This window comes from Waterburya sp. (assembly GCF_058530065.1).
The window spans coordinates 17,964-42,666 of the sequence record NZ_JBZNBU010000127.1 but is presented as its reverse complement, the minus strand read 5'-3'; the positions used below and the strand labels follow the sequence as shown (position 1 = coordinate 42,666).

21 protein-coding genes and 1 pseudogene are annotated in these 24,703 nt (G+C 38.0%); 12 read left to right on the top strand and 10 right to left on the bottom strand.

From position 1 onward, the window contains the following. From AC33VI_RS08525 to AC33VI_RS08515, 3 genes are all read right to left on the bottom strand, one after another. Positions 1-2,098 (bottom strand): two-partner secretion domain-containing protein (locus AC33VI_RS08525; RefSeq protein WP_491781840.1); only part of this gene is annotated, 2,098 nt, incomplete at its 3' end. A gap of 91 nt (positions 2,099-2,189) precedes the next feature. Then, the gene (locus tag AC33VI_RS08520) at positions 2,190-3,875 is read right to left on the bottom strand and encodes a ShlB/FhaC/HecB family hemolysin secretion/activation protein (RefSeq protein ID WP_491781839.1); all 1,686 of its coding nucleotides are present in this window, start codon (positions 3,873-3,875) and stop codon (positions 2,190-2,192) included. 554 nt (positions 3,876-4,429) lie between these two features. Continuing rightward, positions 4,430-6,229, bottom strand: a complete 1,800-nt coding sequence (locus AC33VI_RS08515) for a hypothetical protein (protein ID WP_491781838.1) — start codon at positions 6,227-6,229, stop codon at positions 4,430-4,432. Positions 6,230-6,481: 252 nt separating this feature from the next. Here AC33VI_RS08515 and AC33VI_RS08510 point away from each other — a divergent pair, with 252 nt between their 5' ends. Both AC33VI_RS08510 and AC33VI_RS08505 read left to right on the top strand, forming a co-directional pair. Then, the gene (locus AC33VI_RS08510) at positions 6,482-6,652 is read left to right on the top strand and encodes a hypothetical protein (RefSeq protein ID WP_491781837.1); all 171 of its coding nucleotides are present in this window, start codon (positions 6,482-6,484) and stop codon (positions 6,650-6,652) included. A 67-nt stretch (positions 6,653-6,719) separates the two neighbouring features. Continuing rightward, a complete protein-coding gene (locus AC33VI_RS08505) occupies positions 6,720-7,607 on the top strand; it encodes a cation diffusion facilitator family transporter (protein WP_491781836.1) in 888 nt (295 codons plus the stop codon). Positions 7,608-7,683: 76 nt separating this feature from the next. Here the strand turns inward: AC33VI_RS08505 and AC33VI_RS08500 are convergent, their stop codons facing one another. From AC33VI_RS08500 to thrS, 3 genes are all read right to left on the bottom strand, one after another. Next, the gene (locus tag AC33VI_RS08500; protein WP_491781835.1) at positions 7,684-8,376 is read right to left on the bottom strand and encodes a hypothetical protein; all 693 of its coding nucleotides are present in this window, start codon (positions 8,374-8,376) and stop codon (positions 7,684-7,686) included. A 56-nt stretch (positions 8,377-8,432) separates the two neighbouring features. Then, positions 8,433-10,409 carry a hypothetical protein gene (locus AC33VI_RS08495; protein ID WP_491781834.1) on the bottom strand — a complete coding sequence of 659 codons (1,977 nt, stop codon included), beginning with the start codon at positions 10,407-10,409 and terminating at the stop codon, positions 8,433-8,435. Between the two features lie 127 nt (positions 10,410-10,536). After that, entirely contained in the window at positions 10,537-12,345 is a 1,809-nt protein-coding gene (thrS, locus tag AC33VI_RS08490; RefSeq protein WP_491781833.1) for a threonine--tRNA ligase, read from the bottom strand. Between the two features lie 184 nt (positions 12,346-12,529). Here thrS and AC33VI_RS08485 point away from each other — a divergent pair, with 184 nt between their 5' ends. The 3 genes from AC33VI_RS08485 to AC33VI_RS08475 all read left to right on the top strand — a co-directional run bounded on the left by AC33VI_RS08485 (position 12,530) and on the right by AC33VI_RS08475 (position 13,583). Next, positions 12,530-12,865 carry a DUF2605 domain-containing protein gene (locus AC33VI_RS08485; protein WP_491781832.1) on the top strand — a complete coding sequence of 112 codons (336 nt, stop codon included), beginning with the start codon at positions 12,530-12,532 and terminating at the stop codon, positions 12,863-12,865. A gap of 71 nt (positions 12,866-12,936) precedes the next feature. Further along, positions 12,937-13,242, top strand: coding sequence for a DUF2973 domain-containing protein (locus AC33VI_RS08480; RefSeq protein ID WP_491781831.1), 306 nt, complete (start codon positions 12,937-12,939; stop codon positions 13,240-13,242). Between the two features lie 89 nt (positions 13,243-13,331). Further along, on the top strand, positions 13,332-13,583 hold the full coding sequence (locus AC33VI_RS08475; RefSeq protein ID WP_491781830.1) for a hypothetical protein: 252 nt from the start codon (positions 13,332-13,334) through the stop codon (positions 13,581-13,583). Positions 13,584-13,644: 61 nt separating this feature from the next. Here AC33VI_RS08475 and AC33VI_RS08470 read toward each other — a convergent pair whose 3' ends face one another. Continuing rightward, on the bottom strand, positions 13,645-14,019 hold the full coding sequence (locus AC33VI_RS08470; RefSeq protein WP_491781829.1) for a c-type cytochrome: 375 nt from the start codon (positions 14,017-14,019) through the stop codon (positions 13,645-13,647). Positions 14,020-14,286: 267 nt separating this feature from the next. Here AC33VI_RS08470 and petG point away from each other — a divergent pair, with 267 nt between their 5' ends. Continuing rightward, positions 14,287-14,403: a cytochrome b6-f complex subunit V gene (petG, locus tag AC33VI_RS08465; RefSeq protein WP_015144708.1), complete on the top strand. Its 117-nt coding sequence runs from the start codon at positions 14,287-14,289 to the stop codon at positions 14,401-14,403. 99 nt (positions 14,404-14,502) lie between these two features. Here the strand turns inward: petG and tsaE are convergent, their stop codons facing one another. Both tsaE and AC33VI_RS08455 read right to left on the bottom strand, forming a co-directional pair. Next, a complete protein-coding gene (tsaE, locus tag AC33VI_RS08460) occupies positions 14,503-14,994 on the bottom strand; it encodes a tRNA (adenosine(37)-N6)-threonylcarbamoyltransferase complex ATPase subunit type 1 TsaE (RefSeq protein ID WP_491781828.1) in 492 nt (163 codons plus the stop codon). 429 nt (positions 14,995-15,423) lie between these two features. Next, the gene (locus AC33VI_RS08455) at positions 15,424-16,767 is read right to left on the bottom strand and encodes a gluconeogenesis factor YvcK family protein (RefSeq protein WP_491781827.1); all 1,344 of its coding nucleotides are present in this window, start codon (positions 16,765-16,767) and stop codon (positions 15,424-15,426) included. Positions 16,768-16,919: 152 nt separating this feature from the next. Here AC33VI_RS08455 and ruvC point away from each other — a divergent pair. Continuing rightward, positions 16,920-17,416: pseudogene (gene ruvC, locus AC33VI_RS08450) on the top strand (crossover junction endodeoxyribonuclease RuvC). Between the two features lie 81 nt (positions 17,417-17,497). On the opposite strand, the gene AC33VI_RS08445 reads toward ruvC, so the two are convergent. Further along, positions 17,498-17,731 carry a hypothetical protein gene (locus tag AC33VI_RS08445; protein WP_491781826.1) on the bottom strand — a complete coding sequence of 78 codons (234 nt, stop codon included), beginning with the start codon at positions 17,729-17,731 and terminating at the stop codon, positions 17,498-17,500. Between the two features lie 163 nt (positions 17,732-17,894). Here AC33VI_RS08445 and AC33VI_RS08440 point away from each other — a divergent pair, with 163 nt between their 5' ends. The 5 genes from AC33VI_RS08440 to alr all read left to right on the top strand — a co-directional run bounded on the left by AC33VI_RS08440 (position 17,895) and on the right by alr (position 24,702). After that, a complete protein-coding gene (locus AC33VI_RS08440; protein ID WP_491781825.1) occupies positions 17,895-19,868 on the top strand; it encodes an NAD(P)/FAD-dependent oxidoreductase in 1,974 nt (657 codons plus the stop codon). A gap of 251 nt (positions 19,869-20,119) precedes the next feature. After that, positions 20,120-21,304 carry an L-2-hydroxyglutarate oxidase gene (lhgO, locus tag AC33VI_RS08435; RefSeq protein WP_491781824.1) on the top strand — a complete coding sequence of 395 codons (1,185 nt, stop codon included), beginning with the start codon at positions 20,120-20,122 and terminating at the stop codon, positions 21,302-21,304. Between the two features lie 387 nt (positions 21,305-21,691). Continuing rightward, positions 21,692-21,856: a hypothetical protein gene (locus tag AC33VI_RS08430; RefSeq protein ID WP_491781823.1), complete on the top strand. Its 165-nt coding sequence runs from the start codon at positions 21,692-21,694 to the stop codon at positions 21,854-21,856. A 44-nt stretch (positions 21,857-21,900) separates the two neighbouring features. Then, a complete protein-coding gene (locus tag AC33VI_RS08425) occupies positions 21,901-23,316 on the top strand; it encodes a hypothetical protein (RefSeq protein ID WP_491781822.1) in 1,416 nt (471 codons plus the stop codon). Between the two features lie 198 nt (positions 23,317-23,514). Further along, positions 23,515-24,702, top strand: coding sequence for an alanine racemase (alr, locus tag AC33VI_RS08420; RefSeq protein WP_491781821.1), 1,188 nt, complete (start codon positions 23,515-23,517; stop codon positions 24,700-24,702). Position 24,703: the final 1 nt, after the last annotated feature.

Below are 24,703 nucleotides of genomic sequence, written 5' to 3'. Positions count from 1 at the left end.
GAAGAGTTAAACGATTTTCAATCAGAAAACTTGTTTGACCAAAGTTAATTACATTCCCAGTCAGTATAGTATTTGAGCCTCCAATTCCAGAGACTTCAACGCTAGATCCCGAAGCGAAATTGATTACATTTCCGATGATAGTAATATTATCAGAATTACCAAAAGCACCATCAAAATCGGAATTAGACGTATTGCCATCAATACCGCGATCCCCACCACTAGTTACAACACTTTGAGCATTAACTGTATCCGTAGCAGTTACAGTTACAGAACCAGCATCACCTCCGTCTCCACCGACGATACTGCCATCAACCCCCGCACCACCATCAATCCCCCTAGTATCAATATTTCCCGTACTTACCGAACCAGCATTCGCCGTTAGTTCTACAGCACCTCCCGAACCTCCATCTATCCCATCAGCAGGAGTAAGATTTGCCGATCTAGTATCAATGTTTCCTGTAGTGATACTCGCACCAGAAATAGTTACCGAACCCCCTTGAGTTTTGATAGTGTCGTCGGTAGCCATTTGGAATTGTCCAGCACCGCTATTGTCGGAGTCGGCGGTAAAAGTGACAGATCCAGAGTTATCGGCTTGTAAGGTTAATTCGTCATCTCCTAGATCGTTAATCGTAATGTTATTGGTTGCTTCTAAGGTAAGGTTGGCATTGGCAGCTAATCCTTCTAAAGCAAATTCGGAAATAGTAAAATCGCCTCCAGAATTATCCCCTGCCAGGATTTGATTGTCGCTAAGTTCGCTATCATCTGCGGCAACGCTACCCTCAATAATGGTTATATTTGCGGGATCTAAGAGTACTTCCCCTGTTTTTCCTTGAGGTGCGGAAACATCTACTTCTCCTCGATAGGCTAAGTCTTCTTTCCCAGATACTTCGACAAAACCACCATCGCCAGATTCTGCACCACCACTAGCGGAAATGTTGCCCTCAAACCTAGTATTGCCATCCGCCCAAGCAATTACTTTACCACCTTCGCCAGTTTCTAGGGCATCGGCATTAATAAAAGATTCGCTGTCGATATAAGTAATATCGGCAGTGGGTGTATCTCCCTCGCCTTTGTAGTCTCCGCCGATTAATGCCGTACCGCCACCGTTCGTACCCGAAACATCGATCGCGCCACCGATTAAACCGATTCTATCTCCCAATACATTAACTTCTCCACCAACATCCCCCGAAGCATCTAGTTCTCCTGCAACTATATTTACTCCTTCATCATTGGGAATGGTAGTTTCGGAATCTGCTAGGGTAACATTATTATTCTCGGCAACTTCTACCCCTGTTTCCAGATCTACAGGCAAACCCCGCAAAAGATTGGGTAAGTCAGTAACTTTGACTGGTAATTGTTCCCCAGATTCATTAGTAGGGATTTCTACTTCTAGATTTAAGATCTGCCCTTCTTGGGAAATACGAACCCGATTTGTACCTGGAATGGCAGCGACGGTAATATTGCCTCCTGGTGCTTGAATCGTACCTGTATTAATTACAGTTCCTGCGGTGAGGGAGATGTTATGCCCTTCAGCTATTTCTAAGTTACCTGCATTAATAATCGTTCCCCCATCGGTGGCGGAAAAATCAAAGCTGTTGGGGTTTCCTACAAGATTGAGATAGTCATTACTTCCTACCGCATTAAAGAAGCCATCTCCAATACCGATACTGGTAGCGGTAGTCGCTGCAAAATCCCCAGGTACGTTGAGACTGGCATTATCCCCAAAGACAATTCCCGCAGGATTCATTAAATAGAGATTGGAATTGCCTCCCGTAACTTGCAATAAACCATTAATTGTTGAAGGATTACCACCGTTGATTCTGCCGAGGATATTTTGAATGTTGGGATTGGAGAGAAAGTTAGCAATTTGCCCCGCATCTAAACCAAATTCCTGAAAAGAATGAAACAGGTTTTTTCCATCTTGGGATAACTTACCCCCATCAATATTAAAGCTATTGCCATCCTTGGTAATTACCGTCATCGTACCGTCATTGTTGGGTACGATTTGCTGTGCCATCACGGGCAAAGAACCTAAGATAAAGCTAAAAGGTATGGTAGCAAGAATTATATTTTTAAGATTGCGAATAGGATTAAACATAATATTTGAAAGGATAAAGAATGAAAAATAATTACCGTAGGGGCTGCTCGCTGGTAAGGGCTGTTCGCGAACAGCCCCTACAGACAAATAACTAAAATGAATATCCAGCACTAAAATGGAAACCGTCGTCTTGGATGTCGTCGCCGCGATCTTCTATATCGATGATGGGAGGTGCGTAGTCGAGGCGTAGATTGAGGTTTTCAATGGGTTGCAGCAACAAACCCAAACCCGCACTAACAATAAATTCATCCCCCAAAATTCGATTGGGATTTCCCGAAGTATTCCAGACATAACCGAGATCGGCAAAGGGCGCGATCACAAACAAAGAATCACCATTTCCATTACGGGCGACGGTAATCCGATCTTCTAGGGAAAAACGAATTCCCGCATCGCCAGATCGAACGTTTTGCCGATATCCCCTAACGGATTGTCCGCCACCAATACTAAACTGTTCGGAAGGTAGTAAAGTATCGGGAGTGGCTTGCAAATCTAATTGCAGAATTAAAAAGTTGCTGTCATTGATTACTTGCAGTCGTTGTAGTTGGGTCAAAAAGCTAATAAACTTGCCGTCGGGAATGGGAGACTCGTTATCAGTCGCCCCAAATAGCCCAGTACCAAAACGCAGTCGAGAATTCCAGCCCCAAGCACCAGTCATATCTCGCTTGGTATATTCATAGCCGAGGTGAAAAACGCTAGTGGTGCTAACACCATCTTCATCAGGACCAACGCCAAACGGGAAACCCCTTTGAAAAGTAAAGGTTTGTCCGTCTTGATAGTCGAAACCAATAGATATAGCCGATTCGATCGCAGGAGTTAAAACTAGAGGCTGCCGATATACTAAAGAAAATCTTTCCGATTCTCCGCGAATGTCAAAGGCTTCTGATTCTCCTTGAATTACCTTGTTGCGATTGATACTCCCACTAGCTTGAATAGTCCCATTCATGGAATTGATGGGTACTCTATAACTAAAATCTAAACCATAAGTACTAAAGTTTTCTAGTCTGGGACTATAGCTCAAGGCAATTTCGTCTCCCAATCCTGCTAGATTGCGATAAACTAAGCCCAAACCAAAACGTTCGCCCCCAATACTGGGAGGGGAATAGTTATCGATGCCCACACTTCCTGAAAAGCGATTCGCTTCGGTAACGGTAACTTTGAGTTGAGTCCGATCTTCGGTTTTTCCAGGTTGCAGAGTTGCTTCAATATTGTCAAATAGGGGATTGTTTTTTAACAGTCTTAACTGGTCTTCGAGTTTTTTAGTATTTAAAGGTTCAGTCGCTCTTTGTAGGCGCGATCGCACGTATTTCTTAAGACTATTTGTTCCTTCAATGACAATATCTACTTTGCCTTCGTCAACCACAATTCGAGCAATCTCGGTATCGTTATCAATGGTCGGAATAGCGCGAGAGTTTATATAACCGCGATCGATATATATTTTAGTTATTTTAGAGCTTATTTCTTTAATTTTTTCTGTATTCAAGATAATATTTTTTGCTGGTTTAAGGCTAATTATCTGCTGGGGACAAGATACAATTTCAGAAACCTTATCTTCTGTATTCTTTTGCTGTTTCTGAGAATCTTTTTCCCTATCTATTTGGAAATTAGGCAAAACTTTGTTTAATTCTCCAAGAGATAAATTAGTCGTACAAAAAATTCTTATTTCTCGATAAACTATACTCGTATTTTCTAACTTTAAGTCGATTTCTTCTATATTTTCCGAACTTTCGCTAGATATTTGGGCGATCGCTCTAGAACTGAAACAAGAATAAATATTCAAAAAAAAGATAGCAAATAACAAAGATCTTATCCTTTCAAAACGGATCGAGCTCAAATAAATATGCGACATCAGTTTATTTGCACCGAAGTATTATAGTTTTACCAATTGCGAACTATTTAACAGACAAAAATAATTTGATTTTGGACTTATTATGTTTATTTAGACAATTAAATCCATTTTCAGCAACACAGTCTAATGTAACCTCTGGAAATATACTTAAAGGTTGATGAAAATTATTTTTTTGTTAGTATAAATACGAAATTTTGAACTGTTTTTCTGATACTTGGCGAAATTTTATTCTGTATTTTTATGGTTAATAATTGTTAAGTTACGATAAAATAAATTATTACCTATTACTTATTACTTATTACTTATTACTTATTTCTTATTTCTTATTTCTTCTATTTCCCTGCCCAAATTTCTAACTGTCTAGATGCAGCAACAAAACAATTAATCCACAGCCATTCAAAGCGATCGCATACTATCTCAACATCAGCAAAGCGAGCGAAAGATTCTTGAAATGCTCGTTCTAGTTATTTTTTGAGATAGAACAATTAAAATGGAAAAGACAAACCAGCACCAATCCCAAGATTATTATCTTCGCGCACTCTTAATTGATGCCAAGTAGAAGAACCAACTCGGTTAGTTAAATATATTTCTAAATAGGGATCTCGATTGGTTTGACTAGCTTTTCTATTTAATATAGATAAGGGCAGCCAACGCACTCCCAAAGTCCAAGGAATTTTATTTTCTCGGCTTCCATCTACCAAGCTGTTTCCTTCCCCAACAAAATTGCCTCCAATTTCGGCGATCGCTCTAATTTCTTCTCCTATAGCGACTGCGCCACCAAGATTGAAGCCTCCAATTTCTAATCCAGATCTTTGGGTATAGCCTAAAATGGGAGTCAACCAAACTGCTGTACCTCGATCTATTTCGTAATGAATCGGTAATGCTAAAGTCAAGATTAATAACTTACCACGATCGCCATCGTCTCCCCCAGGGGTAAAAATAGGGATGGTTTTATCTAAATCCAAGCGATCGAAAGCATCACTATCATTTTCAAAGAAATTAATAAAAGGTTCGTTAGTTAAGCTAGCAGAGATTGCACCACTAACGGTTATGGGTGCGTTTTCTTGTTGGTTTAATAGTCTAACTTTAAGATTGACACCCTGTTCTGATTCGTCGGCTTCCCCTGCCACATAATCGAGAAAAATCCCCCCTTCTAAATCTTTGAGGAATCCATAACGCACTGCTGTTAGAAGCCCCTGACTGCCTCCCTGGAGATGAAAGATCGCATCTCTACTGGGTATAGTCCCTCCATCAAAGAAAGCAAAACCATCTGTAGTAAAAACTTCTGGCTGAGGATTAGCTCTAAAACTATCGGCATATTTTTGATTTCCCGCGATCGCACTGGGCATAAATACTAAATTAGCCCCCAAACCTACAAAGTCTCGATCTGCGGTTAAAGATAACGGTGCAAAGCTAGCAAAACTATTCGTGGCATATAATTCTAAAGCCAAACGGGGGTTAGCCAGAAAACGAAATCCTGCATTATAAGCGATCGCTCGATCTGGTTCGCCCGAATCGCGATTGACACTATTATTTCCCGTGACAGGCAAAAATACATCGCTAATTAAAAATAATTGAGAGTTAATTTTATAGTTAATTCCTCCTCCCAAACCAAATACCGTACCAAAAGAACTATCGTTGTCGTCGGGAGTGCGATAAAAAAATACGGCACTTTCTTCTTTAAAAAAAGCCACAGTGGGAGATATGGTAAATTGCCAGCGATCGCCTACACTAGTAGAAAAGGGAACGGCTAGAGAAACAAAGATATCTCGATTATTGATTTCTGTTTCTTCTCCTCCCCTAGTAAACATAAATCCGCGAGTACCCCAAGAAGCCCCAATAACTCCACTTAAAGCTTGGGTTTCACTTTCATTACTCCAGAAATTATATTTAAGTTCGAGAGCAGCTTCATTATCTTCAGTACGTTCGGAAATGAAATCTCCTTGTTTGGTAGGAGAACTACTATCTACGTGCTGAAACTGAAGGGTTAATTGCAGATCGTCGCTAATTCCCCAACTAAAACCAGTATTAAAATTAACCGCACTGTCTTCATTATCTACTGCACCAGGAACTAGATCGGGAAAAAAGAAAGTACGAGTGTCGATCTCGATCGCAATCTCTCCTTGACCAAGATGTCTGGCTGTCGGTTGACCAAATAGTTGTTCTGCCAGGGGAGTAAAAGTCAGATGTGGAGATGAGTCTTTAGTATCTTGAGCTTTAACAATAGTAGGGCTAAAGATCGGCCAAACAAATAGACAAACAAATCCCACCCAAAAGTTTTTCATGCGATCCTTTTCACCTCAATCGATCGAGAAACTGATTAAGTTTCTATTTCCCCACACAAGGCTAGATTGTATCAGTTAGTACCCTTGACTGTAAGTTATTCGATTAATTTATTTTTTGGAGATCGATCTTAAATGACAGAATTACATTTTTATGGTGATTTTAGTCACGGGTTAGGTATACAGGCAACTTTATACTAACTTTATATAACCAAAGGGAGTTTAAATAAATTTCATATAATCCAGATAAAAATTATGAAACAGCAACTATCTCTTGTCTTATTAACACTCAGTATTTTTAGCATCAATCTACTTCCAGCACAAGCAGCTACTAAAAATAGAGAAAATAGCAAATCTGTAATTTTTGGTGACGGTCAATGGTGCGTACAAGTTCCCTCGATGGGTATATTTTGTTGGGATTTATAATAATCGAGAATTATGCTTTTATTGTGGAGAATATATAATATTAAATCAAAATGTATTCCCTAAAATAATGAGTCACAATCATTCTCATTCTCACGCTCATCAAATTACTAAAAATATGAAAATAGCTTTTTTGCTCAATTTCAGTTTTGCTATTTTAGAAATATTTGGAGGATTGTGGACAAATAGCTTGGCAATTATTTCCGATGCTATACACGATTTAGGAGATAGTTTTTCTCTAGGGCTAGCTTGGTATTTAGAAAATAAATCTCATCAAGAAGGCGATCGGCTTTTTTCTTATGGCTATCGACGTTTATCTTTATTAGCAGCTTTAATTAATACTTTAATTTTATTATTTGGCTCTCTCTATGTAATTAAAGAAGCAATTCCCAGAATTATTAATCCCGAAGTTTCTGATGCTAAAGGAATGATTTTATTTGCTGTTTTAGGAGTAGCAGTTAATGGACTAGCAGCATTAAGATTGTCCCATAAAAATCATCTTAATTCTCGCGTAGTGGCTTGGCATTTATTAGAAGATATTCTGGGTTGGATAGCAGTTTTAATTGTGAGTATTACTTTGCTATTTACCGATTTTTATATACTAGATCCTATTCTATCAATTTTAATCTCAGCTTATATTTTATACAATGCGATCGGCAATCTTCGCAAAACTCTAATTTTATTTTTACAAGCCGTACCCGAAAATATCGATCTATCCCAACTGGAATCTAGCATTATTGCTTTAGACAAAGTTGATTCTCTCCATCATACTCACGTTTGGTCTTTAGATGGGGAACATCACGTTCTAACTACTCATATAGTAGTTGAAAACGACAGTACCAGAGAAGAAATTCAGAGTATAAAAAGCTCTATCAAACAGCTAGGCGATCGCTTTAACTTGGAACACATCACTCTAGAAATTGAATACTCACAAGAACACTGTAATTTGAGGGTTTGACAAGGGACTGATTAATAAGTAATAAGTAATAAGTAATAAGTTAGTTCTTCATTATCTTGAACTTAATTATTTATACTCAAGATTTATCTAGTCTTTGATAGGCTTTATATTTTACTGGCAAACTTTCATAGGTAAGATAATAATCTCGATTCCACTCATCAAGATAATTATGAAACCAAAGGCAATCGGGTATGAGATCGTGAGTATCTGCTTCACCTTGATTGTGACTTAAATGAATTGCTTTTACTGAATATGAATTGAGTAACTTTAAACAAGTTTCTTGAGTTGCTTGGGTGTTACCCTGATGCCAAATATTGACATGAGATACATCTAATAATAAGGGAAAATCAATTAACGTGCGATCGCAAGAACACCAATATTCTGGAGAAGGCATTACTTCCAAATAAATTGGTACTGGTAAAGCTTTTTGCATCTGAAGCAAAGCAATCTCTAATTCTTTTTGGCTACAGTATCTTTTTAGTGGAGGATGAATTGATATCGCTAAAACCTGATGGCGATCAATAAATTTTGCATAAGGATACCAAGTATTAGGTTGCAAAGGATTTAATTTACAACGATAGTGATGTTTATACAAACAAGAATCGTGAAGAATTAAAGGTATATTGTCGTAATCTAAGTCAACATCACACCTACTACCAATCGCCAGTTCTAAATAATCTAAATCTAACGGATTTTTGAGAGTGTGAAAAATATTCAAGCATTCATTTATTTCTCGTAAACCGATTGCTGTAATACTCAAACCTTTCATGTTTGTTAGTGGTTAGTGGTTAGTAGTTAGTAGTTAGTAGTTATCAAACTTGCTTACTAAAAGGGTCTATCGTCTAACAAATATTCTGTAAATTCATCTGTAGGTTCTGAATTATTTGATTCTGCCAGATCGAAAACAGAGTCAATCGCAATCTCTTTCGCGATCGCCCTTTTTGTTTCTTCAGTATCTAGATCTAATTTTTGTAAAAGTTCTTGTGCTTTTAATTTTTGTTTGGCATTACCGCGATCGCTTTCAATGATGTCGATTAAATATTTGCTGGCTAATTCTAAATAGTTGTTTGGTTTGAGAAATGAGTCAAGTCTTCTACGTTCTTTTTTAGATAAATCTTTTAATTCTTTCTCTACAGGAAGATAAATGGTGTCTTGGACTATTTCTTCTTTAATAAAGGCAAAGTTACCGACTCCATCTTTCCAAAACTTACTTAGCAAATTTATATTCTCTGGTAAACATAAAAAATCCAAAACTTGATGATAATTATCCCAATTATCTAAATCATAATTGCACTTTATATCATTATCTTCACACCAAGTATCTATACAATAGGGATGATAGATATATTTACTTCTTATCCAATTATCGTATAAAAGATCGTCTTCTTGTTTATAGGCATATTCTTTTATGTCCCAATCATAAACATCATAATTTATATTTTGTCTATAAGGACTAGTAATATTAACATTATTAGTTAAACACCATTGCTTGGCATCAAAGTTTGGATTTTCTTTTTCCCACTCAAACCCTCCAAAACCAAAACCTACTTTGTTAATCATTTCTCGATGTAAAGCTTCGGCTTTTGCTTCAGCTTGCTCTTTATCTATATAAAGATAAATTCTTTGACGTTTCCTTCTTTGTTCTTGTTCATCTTCTTCAATTTCTTCGTATTGTTCTTTATAGATTTGGCGACTTAGATCGTTGAGGTAATTATCAAAATATCTTTCGTCATAAAGATAATAATATTCGTCGTTAAACCACAATCCCGATCGATAAACGCTATAAATGCGATCGCCTGGATTGAGCTTTAATCCTCCAGATATAGCTTGCTGTGCTGATTCCGAATCGATTCCTGATAATAATTTATAGGCAAGATTTCTAACTTCTAGTTTTGTATGATTGAGAGCTTCTAATAAGAAATTTATTTCTGATTCTTCCGAATTATCAAATTCTTGTGGATCTTCACCCAAAGAATAGCCAAATACTTTAGTTAAATCGAACAGTTGAGAATAATAAGGATCGATTTTAAAATAAGTCGGTTTGGCAAAACTAATTTCTCGAATAGAAGTTAAATTACCTATTAAATCTTGCCACAGTTGATTTAATAGCTGAAAGTTGGAAATAGATTTTAAATATTCTTCAACAGTAGACCAATAAATTTTATCTACATTATTAGGATCGTAAGCTATACCAAAATAACGAGATACTTTATCCATTCCTATTCTGATATTTTTTTCTTGTTGAAATTCCTCTACTGCTTGTAAAATACCGTAATCAATACACCAGTTTTTAATATTCTCTAAACTATCGTTAATTTTAAAATCCGTAATGCTATATTGTGAGATTATTTGGTTATTTATTTCTTGGGCGGCTGATTCTGCTTGCTGGTAATTAATGTAGTGAAAAGCCGATGTAATTATATAGACAGACTCACCGAAACTAATAAATTTATAACCCTGTTGTTGATAATTTTCAATCGTTTTCAAGCATTTAGACTGCTCCCGATCTAAAGCTTGATACACACTATAAAAACTATCGTTAAACCAAAAACTAGGCTTGACTATATAATAAATGCGATCGCCTGGATTTAATAAAAGTCCCGTTGCAATTGCTTGCTGCGCTTCTAGGGATGCAACATTCTCTAACAATTCATAAGCTTTAGCTCGAATAGCTAATTGGCGATCGCTCAAACAATCAATTAAATAATCGATTCCTTCTCCCCCATGTTGCAATAATTGAGGAAATAAGGCTAATTTCTGTTCTATATTCCCGTTTCTAAGAGCATTCAGAAGTTTATCCATGAATAGTTTTTATCTGACCTACAATTCATGGAATGTATTGTAGATTTATATTGAATAAAAAATCAATGCAAATCTACAAAACTTGATGATTAAAGCAACAAGTTTTGAATCACTCATTACTCATTACTTAAAAATTAGTTCGATTGGAAATTGCATCCTGAAGTTTTGACATTACTTCATCTACAGCGATCGCACCAAGTTCTCCCGAAGCACGGGTACGGATACTCAAGGTGTTATTTTCTACCTCTTTATCTCCTACTACCGACATTACGGGGATTTTTTGTTTTTCAGCATTACGGATCATTTTACCCAAGCGATCGCCACCTACATCGGCTTCCGCACGAATACCCACCGCCCGCATCTTAGCAGCAACTTCTTTAACGTAGTCATAGTGGGCATCTCGGACGGGTAACAAGCGCACCTGTGTGGGGGCTAACCACAAGGGAAAATCTCCCGCATATTCCTCGATTAGAATGCCGATCAAGCGTTCCAAAGAACCAAAGGGGGCGCGGTGTAACATAATCGGACGTTGACGAGAACCATCTTCTGCCACATATTCTAGATCGAATCTTTGAGGTAGATTATAGTCTACCTGTACTGTTCCTAATTGCCATTCTCTACCTAAAGCATCTTCAAAGATAAAATCGAGTTTAGGACCATAAAAAGCAGCTTCCCCAATACCTTCAAAGTGATCCATCTCTACCTTCTCTACAGCTTTGCGGATCGCACTTTGGGCTTTCTCCCAAGCTTCATCAGAACCAATATATTTATCTGATGCTGGATCTCTAAAACTGAGACGAGCTTTAAATTTAGTTAGCTGTAAGCTTTTAAAAACAGAAAGAATCAGATCGACTACGTTTAAAAATTCCTCGTCCAACTGTTCGGGAGTGACAAACAAATGGGAATCATCGACAGTAAAACCGCGCACTCTAGTTAAACCGCCCAATTCTCCCGACTGTTCGTAACGATAAACAGTACCGAATTCAGCCAAACGTAAAGGTAGCTCTTTATAAGAACGCAATTCGCTTTGATAAATCTGAATGTGGAAGGGACAGTTCATTGGCTTCAACACAAATCCCTTGTCAGGATCGTCGCTGTCTTCATCTGCCATCAGGGGGAACATATCTTCTTTATAGTAAGGATAGTGTCCCGATATTTTAAATAAATCTGTTTTTGCCAGATGAGGGGTAACTACTGGTAAATAACCCCGTTTGGTTTGTTCTTTTTTAAGATATTCTTCTAATTGCGATCGCAAGATAGTTCCTTTGGGAGTCCATAAAGGCAAACCAGCCCCAACAGAATCAGAAAAGATAAATAAGCCCAATTCCTTGCCCAACTTACGATGATCTCGCTTTAAGGCTTCTTCTTTACGACGCTTGTGTTCCTCCAACTGTTCGGGAGTTTCCCAAGCCGTACCGTAAATCCGTTGTAGTTGGGCTTTGGTTTCATCTCCCCGCCAATATGCCCCCGCAACGCTTTCTAAAGCGATCGCTTTTGGGTTAATATCGCCCGTATTTTCTACATGAGGTCCCGCACAAAGATCCCACCACTGTTCTCCTAAATGATAGAGAGTGATCGGTTCTTCAATACTATCTAAAATTTCTAGTTTATAAGGCTCGCCCAACTCTTCGATACGACGTTTAGCTTCTTCTCGACTAACTTCTTCGCGAATTACTGGTAATTTGCGGTTGACGATTTTAATCATCTCCTTGCGAATTTTTTTGAGGTCTTTTTCCGTAAAAGCATCGGGGCTGTCAAAATCGTAATAAAAGCCATTTTCCGTCCAAGGACCAATCGTTACCTGTGCTTTTGGAAACGACTTTTGCACTGCCATAGCCATAATATGAAACGTAGTATGGCGAATTTTCTTTAATGATTCGGATTCGCTAGTGCGGAGTAATTTTATTGGTTGTTGTGCTTGTTCTGCTTCAGGCATCGATTGTGATCAAAAACTTTCGTTATACCGTTATATTCTACTAGTAGTTTTACCTAGATTTACTTTCTCACTCCACTAAACTGATGCGATCACGCGACAGATTATTAAAATAAATCAAAAATATATTAATTTTTGTAAAAAACGCTAAGATAATTACTGAGATAATAAGCTAATTTTAAATTAAATGTCACCAGAACAACCTACCGAGAAAGAGTTGCTCAAGACAGTTCTAGAACCACTCCTGGAAGATTTTCAATACTGGTTCGAGCGATCGCGAAATTTGCTTGAGTCAGAGCAAATGTCTTTTTTTGAACCTGAAGAACAAACTCAACTCTTAGAGAAAATTGTTAGAAGCCAACAAGAAGTTCAGACGGTACAAATGCTGTTTAAAGCAACTAACGGTTCGGCAGGTATCGATTCTAAGATGCTCCTTCCTTGGCATCAGTTAGTAGCTCAATGTTGGAATGTCGCTCAGAAATGGCGAGAATCTAAACACGACAGTATCCACCCAAAATCTTAAACAACCGTAAAAAAACTCAGACTTAAATCCTGAAGATTGTAGAAAAGAGTTTATTAGTCTAAAAAAAGTATATGTTACATCTAATTTATATCTTGGTATTTACCGTTATTGCTCTTTTAGCAGTAAGTAATCTCATCCGTAGTTTAATTACTCTTAGTGCGGAAACTCAGAAGTTCTATCCCCCTAACTATAACCCTAACAACCAAGAACAACCCCGTAAGCCCAAGAAAGTTCATCCCGAATTACTAGACGAACAAGGCAAAGTAATTGAAGAACCTTTGTTAGTTATGCGTTCTGTATCTGTCGATGATGCTCGGTCTAAATTAGACGCACTTTATGATGCTTCTCCTAGCAAAACTATCGACCCAGAAGAATAGATCGATAAAACCAAGATCGATCTTCTTTATATGGCATTTAAAATAGGATTTTTGGGAACTATAAATATTGCAGTTTTCCATTAATTCTTATGCCCAGAAAAGCAGATGAATATGCAGTCCACCTCTTGATTGCAGGGGGTCACCGAGAAGAAATTAGATTTCAAAACGTCCAAGAGTTTCAAAAATGGTATAGCAACGAATTGATGACCAAATCTGACTCGGAAGACTTTGTTAACGTACCAATTAAAAATATTCAGGGCGAATATATGGTTCTCAGACCAAAAAGCGTCCTGGCTATTAGAGTAGAACCCATCTTTCTGGGAAGTGTGGAAAGATTCTAACTCTCTGTTGAGAATCTAAATCACGGTCAAACCTCGCGGAAGTTAAATTGCGGGCGGAGATTCAAAGCTGACTCAAATAACTCAGTAAATCTGCCATTTCTTGTTGACTAGGCTGGAATTTTGGCATTGGGGGAGTATTGCCACTAGTTACTTGAATAATAGTTTCTTTTGGGGACTTACGTTTAGAAACGTTTTCTAATCTGGGTCCTACATTTTTGTCTTTTTGTAGGCTATGGCAGCCAGCACAATTAATTTGGAAGATAGCTAAACCCTTTTGGGAATCGCCTTCCAAGGAAAGTACTGCATTAATATAAGGGTCTGAAGTTTGTTGCCTATAGATACCCAGAATGCTGAAACCGCCAATAAGCAAGACTGCGATCGCAATTACAAGCAGGCGGTTGAACCAAGTTGGAGATTGAGCTAACTGGTTATCCACTGTTGATTTTATATGTATATAAACGTTTACTTATTTTTATTATGATTTATAAAATAACTTAAAATCTGCGAACAAGCTATATGAAATAAGCAGTTGACTTCTAAAGTCATAGAGTGAACCTCTTCCTAACAAATCTTAAAATTTGGTGAACTCTCAAGCGATTGCTCAAAAATAACATTCAAATCTATGTAAGAGCAAAAGCCAAATTATCGTAGGATATACTAATATATTCAAATAAAAAATTTAATTTACATTGGGAGACTGTCTGTGATCGAACCATTATTGTTGGGTATTGTATTGGGTTTAATCTTTATTACCCTAGCGGGATTATTTTTTGCTGCTTACATGCAATACAAGCGCGGTAACCAGTTGGGTATTGACTAAACATAAAAATTTATTTACATAATAAAATTAATCCTAAACTTGTACTGAAGATGAGAAAGAATTTTGAGCTTTCTCATCTTTTTAATTATGTATCATAAGCTACAATTTATTGGTTTTTTGGTTAGTTTTAAAGAAATTTTGCAGAGATGCTAGATCTAAACTATGTTTACCCTGTTGTTCGATCTTGGCTTCTCTGCCGTTTTGACAATGAACGAGTTCGATTTGCCAGTAGTTTGTCGGTTTAATTGTCAGTCTATCCCACCATTCGATCGCCGTAATACCAGGCTCGACTTCTCTACCTTCCCAATACATTTCGGGATAAATACTATCCACTTGACTTGGTTTTAAACGATATAAGTCTAGATGATATAAAGGCAAGCGACCATCTAAATATTCATTGATTAAGGTAAAAGTAGGACTAACTATCGAATCTTCAATCTCCAACCCCTTACCAATACCTTGAACTAAACTCGTTTTACCCGCACCTAAATTACCAGAGAGAAAAATTACACTATTAGGAGGCAAATGTTTGCCAAGCCAAAAACCAAGACGTTGAGTTGCGAGAAGATCGGACAAGAAGATAGTTAACATTCAAAAACCTTGGTCTTAAAGGAATAGAGACAGATTGAAAATTCTAAAAGTTAATTCGAGTCTAAAAGTTCATTAAAATTTTACACAATAGAAGGGCTCACAACATACTTTCTTTATATTCGATTGATACATTAATAAATAAGCCAAGTAACTTTAAGTCGGGATAGCAAAGTAAAGCAGATTAATAATATTGATTTGTTTTGCTGCTTCCCTTATCTCTTTAAATCACTATGAATATTCTTTGATGTTCGGAAGCCAATCTACACAAAACAGCTTCTGCAACATTAAAATTACCTAGGTCTTTCAACTTATCATTTACGCAAAAAATGAAGGACAAGGAATAAAAGGTAGTAGGTAGTAGGTAGTGTCGTAATAGGTTAGTTGTTGGTTTAATCTCCAAGTCACCCAGTCACCCAGTCACCCAGTCAGTTAAATCTTAGGTTGCCACTTGCCACTGTACCAACGCAATAAAACCCTAGCTAGCTGGCTAGAACTATGACGGACTCGACCTCTGCTTTGGTCTTCCTCCATCACATTTGCCATTACTATACGACGATTTAGGCTGGCAATTTCTTGTCGATCTAAATAGACGGGATGAGAATTTTCTTGGGCATATTTTTTCAGAGATTCAGGGCTTGGTGGCTTACGATGTACCAAAACAGCATCAAATAATTTTTTTTTGCTGACGCGATCGATTTCTTTAATGTGATCGCCCACGCTAAAGCCTTCCGTTTCGCCTGGTTGAGTCATAATATTGCAAACATAAATACGAGGAACATCAGCTTTGGCGATCGCCGTACTAATTTCAGGAACTAAAAGATTGGGAATAATGCTGGTGTAGAGGCTTCCTGGCCCAATAATAATATATTCTGCTTCTTGAATGGCTTTAACTGCTGCGGGTAAAGCGGGGGGATTGGCGGGTATACAGCCAATGTTTCTAATTCTACCTCCTGCAAGAGGAATATTTGACTCTCCTTCAATTATTCTGCCGTCTTCCATTTCTGCCCATAGGCTCACATCGCTGAGAGTTGCGGGTAAGACTTTACCGCTAATTGCTAATACTTTAGAACTAGCCATAACTGCTTGTTCGAGATCTCCAGTAATTTCGCTCATTACTGTGAGAAATAGATTACCAAAACTATGTCCGATCAAACCAGTACCAGCTTCAAAACGATATTGAAACAACTCTGTTAGTAGTTTTTCTTCGTCTGCTAGGGCTGCCAAACAGTTGCGAATATCTCCAGGAGGTAATACACCTAATTCTTCTCGGAGTCTCCCAGAAGAACCCCCATCGTCGGCTACGGTAACGATCGCTGTAATATTGCTGCTATATTCTTTTAAACCCCGTAACAAAGTAGATAGTCCAGTACCCCCACCCACCACCACAATTTTAGTCCCGCGATTGAGACGACGACGGGTTAACAACATATCTACTAATTGCTTGTCGCGATCGACTCCCAAAACATCGGTAATCGAGTCAACAGTCCGAGATTGCCCCCAAAACATCAGAAAAATTCCCGCAATCATGACCAAAGGTCCAGAAATATAGCTGGGGATAATGGTGGTCAGAAATTCTAGAGCCTGAGAAATCCAAGACAGCAAGCGATAAACAGGAGTAAGTTTGCTCCAAATAGCAGTACCAATGGTTGCCATTACAAAACCCGTGGCACTTAATAACAGCCAGCGTTTAATGAATAGACCAGGAGAAAGCCATTTAAACCATTTATTGCCTTGGCGAATCTTTTTTTTACTTGAAGATGATAGATTTTTCATCTCAGTTGATAAATGTTTGCTGTGTATTGATACAGAGCCTTATATGATAAACATAAACGATTCCACACAAAATGATTCTAGACACTGTAATAACTATTAACTCAATTTAACCCACAGATTTTGCCAGATATAAGAATATATTTTGCCAAAACATGGAAATTAAAATTTTAGGACTAGATCCAGGTATAGCTATTGTAGGATTTGGCATCATTATTGGCGATCTCTCTGGTAAAGGATATACACCCAATTTTAATTCGATTAAATTAGATGATTTTGGAGTTATTAGAACGAAAGCTAAAACGCCATTAAGCGATCGCTTGAATATTATTTATGACGATCTTCATACTCTGGTAGACGAAATTAAACCCGATTTAGTGGCGATCGAAAAATTATTTTTTATCGCATGAGTCATACTATTACCGTAGCCCAGGCTAGAGGCGTATTAATGTTGGTATTGGGTCAAGCTCAGTTACCCTATGTAGAATATACACCCCCAGAAATAAAACAAGCTCTGACAGGGTATGGTAACGCCCCCAAAATTGAAGTCCAAGAAGCAGTAGCGCGAGAATTGGCTTTGGATTATATTCCTCGCCCCGATGATGCTGCCGATGCCCTAGCGATCGCAATTACGGCGTTTTTTAATTATTAGTTGTTAGTAGAGGCGAAAGACTATTTTTCTATAAGTAGATTATGAATAAATGACTTATGACTTATTACTTATTACTCCAACTTAGGGAATCATCATCCATGCTTGAGTAACCAATTCACACAGCCATTTACGACGTTCTAGATCCAACAGGCGATCGTCTTGCAAGACGCTAGCAATTAAATCTTCCAAAGATTGACCCTTTTGACGGGCAATATTAACCACACCAGCGATCGCTGTGGCGACGACTTCTTCGTTTACCGAATTTTTTCCTAAGGCTAATATTTCCTCTGTGCTAGCTGGGATGGGATAATCCATAAATAGGGTTACGTTTTGTTGAGATTAGTTACTAGCTATGTACTAATATCGATCTTTGCCCGCGTTATGTTGCAAAAATATTAGTTTCGTCAGTCTAACCTATGACTAATAGATTTAACTTTGATTTTGCAATTTTTTAATGATAAATTAATAATTCCTTTATATGAAAGAATTACTTTACGCCGAAGTACCTACTCCTGAAATTGATCGAGTTCGAGATTGGTTGCAGAAGACTTGGACTCCTCCCCAGGGCAAGAAAATTGGGACTCCCGATGGTATCCGCCTGCAATTTGAGGCGATCGATAGCGAACTATCAATTTTTGTATGGCAATTACAACGCACTACTTATTTAAAAGTCTTTCAATGGGGTAATAAGATAATCGATCGGACTAAGGGAATTACAGAACAACTGTTAGCATCAATTCGTCAAGCTTTTCCCCCACACTATCCTGTTCCTCCAGAAATAGATTTATCTCAACAAGATATTTTTGCAGCACTTCAAGATAGTTATCCTGAAACGGTCAAATACTTTCAGAAAATGCCCAATGGAGAATACGATCTCAATCGGGTTTATTGGTGGGAAAAACGCTGGCGGGATAGTGTCCATAACCCCCAGCAACCCCAAGAAGTAATTTTTTCTGGCGATCGCACTTCTTCAGACAAGCCAGAATACGATTTAATTTATGTTGGCGGTGCGTTAGGAGTAATTCACGCAGCAGTCATGGCGCAAAAAGGCTATCGAGTATTGTTAATTGAAAGATTGCCTTTCGGTAGAATGAATCGAGAGTGGAATATTTCCCGCGATGAATTTCAGAGTTTAATTAATCTGGGTTTATTTACTCCCCAAGAATTTGAGTCGGTAATTGCAGCAGAATATATCGATGGGTTTAGTAAGTTTTTTGATGCTTATAACCCCAGCCATCTCAAAGCCAAAGTCTTACATACCCCCAAAGTTTTAAATGTGGCGATCGATGCAGAAAAACTATTACGAGTATGCGGAGATAAATTATTACAAGCGGGGGGAGAAATTTGGGACGAAACAGAATTTATTCGTGCCGATATCGATCAAGGAAAAGTTACCGTTAAACTAACTCATTTACCCTCTAACACTAGCAAAGAAGCAACAGGAAGACTGTTAATCGATGCTATGGGTACTGCTTCTCCGATTGCTTGGCAACTAAATGGAGGGCGTACTTTTGATAGTGTATGTCCTACGGTAGGTGCGGTAATTGAAAGGGGATTTGCCCCAGAAGTCTGGGATGAAGACTATGGTGACGTACTGAATTCTCACGGAGATATATCCAGAGGAAGACAATTAATTTGGGAACTATTTCCTGCAGGAAATGGAGAACTAACTTTCTATCTTTTTCACTACCATCAAGTACATCCCCAAAATCCTGGTTCTTTATTAGAAATGTACGAAGACTTCTTTACTATTTTGCCAGAGTATCGTCGTTGCGACATGGATAAATTAGTTTGGAAAAAACCTACCTTTGGTTATATTCCAGGACATTTTAGTACTAGTAATAGCGATCGCACTGTGGCATTCGATCGCTTGGTTGCCATTGGCGACGCTGCTTCTTTGCAATCTCCCCTCATCTTTACGGGTTTTGGTTCGTTAGTCCGTAATTTAGAAAGACTGACAACTCTTTTAAATACTGCCTTGCAACACGATTTACTAACCAAAGAACATCTCAACCAAATTAGGGCATATCAAAGTAATATTTCCGTTACCTGGCTATTTTCCAAGGGAATGATGGTGCCTACGGGTAAAATATTGCCCCCACAGCGCATTAATTCTATGTTAAATACCTTTTTTGGTCTCTTAGCCGAAGAACCCCCCGAAGTTGCCGATACTTTTATTAAAGATCGCACTGACTGGTTTACCTTTACTAGACTAGCCCTCGTTGCCGCTCGTAAAAACCCCGCTCTTTTAATCTGGATCTGGCAAATGGCAGGAAGCAAGGACATGATCCGTTGGTTGGGTTCTTATTTATCCTTTAATAAAGATGCTTTACGCAATCTATTTCTGAGTGGTTGGTTTCCTGGCTGGCTAAAAAAATCACAACCTTGGTTGGAAAAACAAAATCCTGGTTTGTGGCTGAAGTTGTTAAGTTTGAATTATCAATTGAGATGATATAACAATATATTAGACTTGTTGCGAATTAAGCTAAAAAAATAGGTAAAACCCTTGTCAATCAAGGCATCCAGCGATTTTTAACTGCAAGTATCTGTAAGTCTTATATGGTAAGCTTTTCAGCAGTTTTAAATTTTATTTCGCAACAAGTTTATTCTAAGACTGTTTTTGTCTGGGAGACTTAAATTTACCTCCCCTTGTATGTTATTTTGCTGGTTTTAAAGATAGAAGGCGATCGAAATCAAAATTTTATGTACGACTATATTATTATTGGCGGGGGAATTGTCGGACTATCTACGGCAATGGCTCTCAGTCAGCGTTTTCCCGAGGGGAAAATTGCTTTGTTAGAAAAAGAAGCAGTTTGGGCTGCCCATCAGACGGGACATAATAGTGGCATCATTCATTCGGGTATTTATTACAAACCTGGAAGTTATAAAGCGAAACTGTGTCGCGATGGCAATCAGTCAATGGTGAATTTTTGCCAACAACATAATATCGACCATAAAATCTGTGGCAAGGTAATCGTCGCCACAGAAGAATTTGAATTACCTTTACTAGATAATTTATCCGATCGCGGGATTGCTAACGGTATCGAAATCAAGAAAATTAGCCCCGAACAGGTTAGAGAAATCGAACCCCACGTTAGGTGCTTGGCAGCAATTTGGGTCAAATCTACGGGTATTGTCGATTACCAGCAAGTTTGCGACAAGTATGCTGCGATCGCAGAACAACAAGGAGTAGACCTCAAGCTCAATACTCCCGTTAGGGTAATTAAAACTACTGCGTCAGGTCACATTATTGAAACAGATCGAGAAGAATACCAAACAAAATTTATCATCAATTGCGGGGGATTGTATAGCGATCGCCTGACAACTCTAGCCAAAGCCAAAGCACCAGCCAAAATAATACCCTTCCGAGGAGAATATTATGAACTAACCCCAGAAAAGAATTATTTAGTCAATGGGGCAATTTATCCCGTACCCAATCCCAATTTTCCTTTTTTAGGAGTGCATTTTCATCCTGGGGTAGATGGTAAAGTTCATGCGGGACCTAATGCAGTGCTGGGCTTCAAACGAGAAGCTTATAAAAAGTTCGATTTCGACTTGAAAGACGTTCTGGATACTTTAACCTATCCTGGTTTTTGGAAACTAGCGGCAAAATATCCAGGGGAAGGTTTACAAGAAATGATTCGTTCCTACAATAAAAGCATTTTCGTTCGTAGCTTGCAAAGATTAATCCCCGAAGTGAGGGCTGAAGATATAGTTCCTTCCCCTGCGGGAGTTAGAGCGCAAGCTTTAAAAATAGATGGTTCAATGGTAGATGATTTCTTGTTCGTCAACGGCGACAAAGCACTGCACGTATGTAACGCTCCTTCTCCTGCTGCAACAGCTTCCATTGAAATCGGTAAAGAAATAGTTTCTCAATTACCTGATTAGTTATTTATAATTCTTAGAAAAAAGTTTGGTTTTGGAGTAAACATTTTTAGTTATTAAAAATTTAATAGACAGAAAATTCTTTGGATAATGATTTTTGTTATTTCAATATTTTAGCAAGAATAAATCAAATTACTTTGACATGGTATGTCACTCCGATCTAGATTTTCAATGACCTTTACGAATAGCGTTCGCGATTCTTTCTATATCTTCTCAATATTCGCCACGCTTTACCCCAAAAAATGGTGAAATAACAGTTTTTATTATCTATTTACTTACTTCTAAATTTCAAATAAGTAGATTGTATTGTAGAATGTTATACCATTCATTAAAAACTCTAAAAAAACCACTAAAATGGTAGCTCAAAAAAGTATTTATTACTCAATCATATTGCTTGCTTCTCTAGTTTTAGTCTCTTGTAGTGGCGGTAGCTCCAGCAATGGAGGTAGCTCTAATAATAACGACAATAATTCCGATAATACGGTAGATATTCAACAAGAATGTTCGGAAGAATTCGGCGATGCTAGTCGTTGTGAAATTAGAGAAGGACTATAGGAAATCTACTAATAAATATATAGAAAAAAAGAATAATATACATTATGACTGTAGGAAACTTTACGCCTTTTTTAGGTACTTTAGGTAGCGATCCTCTTTTTGATAGTTTTTTTGCTGAAGACAATAACAATAATCTACAGGCAAGCAGTCTCGATATTGTTTATGGTTTACGGGGGGCTGATAATTTAACTACCAACGACCTCAATTTTACTGCCAATGATGCGGCAATTTTAGTTGGAGGGGAAGGAAGCGACCAATATTTAGTCAGAGCAGATAGCACTGTAGTTATTTTGGATAATGGTCTTTTGGGCTCGGATACATTGGTTGCTCCAGGGATTACTTCAGATAACAACCAAAGTTTGACCATTGACAATGGTCGTCATTTATACGTGTTTGACACTACAACAAATACTTATATTCTGATACCTGACTATCGCAGTCCAGAAAATCAATTAGAGTTTTTTGATATTGCTGGGGAGTCTTTAACTTTTGACGAACTAACTGAAAGAATCGATACTGTCATAGCTGCCGATCCTGTGGATGCAGCACCTTTTTTTCTGGGTGACTTTACTTTCGACCAATTACAAAACGATTCCAATATTCCCGAAGCGGCAAGGATAGATTTGGCATTGGTGGGATTATCTCCCGAAACCATAGATGAGGATCTGCAAACCATAGTTGATACGGCAAATAATTTTGAAGATACGATTTTAGTTGCAGAAAACGGACAGTTTGATGGGAATTTAAACGACAGCGATAATTCTTATATCTTCGATGACGAGCCAGTTTTCTATGACTTTTATTCCCTAAGTAGTGATTTTTTTGATGTTGGGGATTTAGTAACTATTGATGTCACTTCCGATGACTTCGATCCATTACTATTCCTTCTCGATTCTAGAGGTAACGTACTAGAATTTGATAACAATACCGAAAGTGATAATAGTGGTGAGTTATCTTTTTTAATTGGTTCTGGAGAACCTTTACTATTAGCAGTCGAAAGCCTCAACCTAGAGGATTTGGGCGATTACACCATTTCCTTTGATACACCATTTAATTTTGACGTGGATGATGATTTTGATCGAGATAACACTAATCTCGATGATATTCCTATTGGCAACCTTGACCTTATTCAGACTACCGATAGTTTAACTGGTAGTTTAATTGAAGGAGATCTAATTAATAATAATAATTTTTTTCAAGACATTATTTTGCTAAATGGAAGTGATGTAGGAGAAGAAGTACAGGTCATTTTGGATAGTAATTTTGATGCTGAAGTGCTTATCGTCGGACTAGATAGTGATGGTAATGAGGTTATAGGTCTAGAGATTGACGATTTAACTGGCGCTGGTATTGAACAGGGCAGTTTTACTGTTGAAGCAGATCTTACTTATCTCATAGGTGTTTTGTCAGTAGAACCTAATATCACTGGCGAATATACCTTAACAACCGAATTGATTTAATCAATAATCAATTATTCGGATTTATGTGAAGTCTCGACTATAGATTTCTTGTCTCCGCATAAATATATTTTTTGGCGATCGCTCTAACTTTTTCCATACCAATACAACAAACTCATGAAAAACTGTGCGTTTATCTATTTCTGAACTAATATTTGTGAATAATACAAGCAAATAAAAGTCACAAATCAAATTTTGGATATGGCGATCGCTCATCTGTATCAAGGAGCAAATCTGGGAAAACAGCAAAATAGCTTATCTTTGTTGGTCAATCGCCAACGTGCCTGGGTGGAAATTGACTTGAGAGCATTGGCGCACAATGTTAGGACGCTGAAAAAGTTTATTCAACCCCAAACTAAACTAATGGCTGTAGTAAAAGCAGATGCTTACGGTCATGGTGCTGTAACGGTGGCGGAAACCGCCCTAGCTCATGGTGCGGATTGTTTGGCGATCGCCACCCTGGCAGAAGGGGTAGAGTTGCGACAAGCAGGAATTGACGCGCCAATTCTTATTTTGGGTGCGATTAATGCTGTAGAAGATATGAAAGCCGTTGCTGCTTGGCAATTAGAACCAACTATTTGTGATGCGGAACAGGCATTGATTTTTAACGATACTTTAGCTGCTGTCGGAGAATTTTTATCAGTCCATCTTAAATTAGATACGGGAATGTCTCGTTTGGGGACAAATTGGCAAGATGCTAATTCTTTTGTCGGTTTGGTAAGATCTTTGCCTAATTTAAACATAGCTAGTGTTTATTCCCACTTTGCTACTGCCGATGAAAGCGATCGCACGATTATGGACTTGCAACACCAACGTTTTCAAAAAACTTTAAGTAAATTAGAACAGACTGGTTATGTGCCACCCAAAATTCATTTAGCTAATTCTGCTGCTACCTTGTGCGATCGCTCTTGTCATTATGATTTAGTTAGGGTAGGGCTTGCTCTTTATGGTTTATATCCCGCTCCCCATCTACAAAGCTGTATAGACCTCAAACCAGTATTACAAGTTAAAGCTAAAATTGCTCAAGTTAAAACTATTCCTCAAGGGGAAGGAGTTAGTTACGGTCGTAAATTTATTACCAAAAAGGATACTAAAGTAGCAGTAGTCGGTATTGGCTATGCCGATGGCATTCCCCGCAATCTATCCAACAATTTACAGGCGATAGTCAAGGGAGAACTAGTCCCACAAATAGGCTCGATTACCATGGATCAATTAATCTTGAATGTAGACAGTCTGCCCCCATTGCAAGCGGGAGATATTGTTACTCTTATCGGTCAGGAAAATAATTTAGCGATCGCTGCTGAAGATTGGGCGACTAAACTAAATACTATTTCTTGGGAAATCCTCTGTAGTTTCAAACATCGACTCCCCAGAATTTATCTTCATTAAT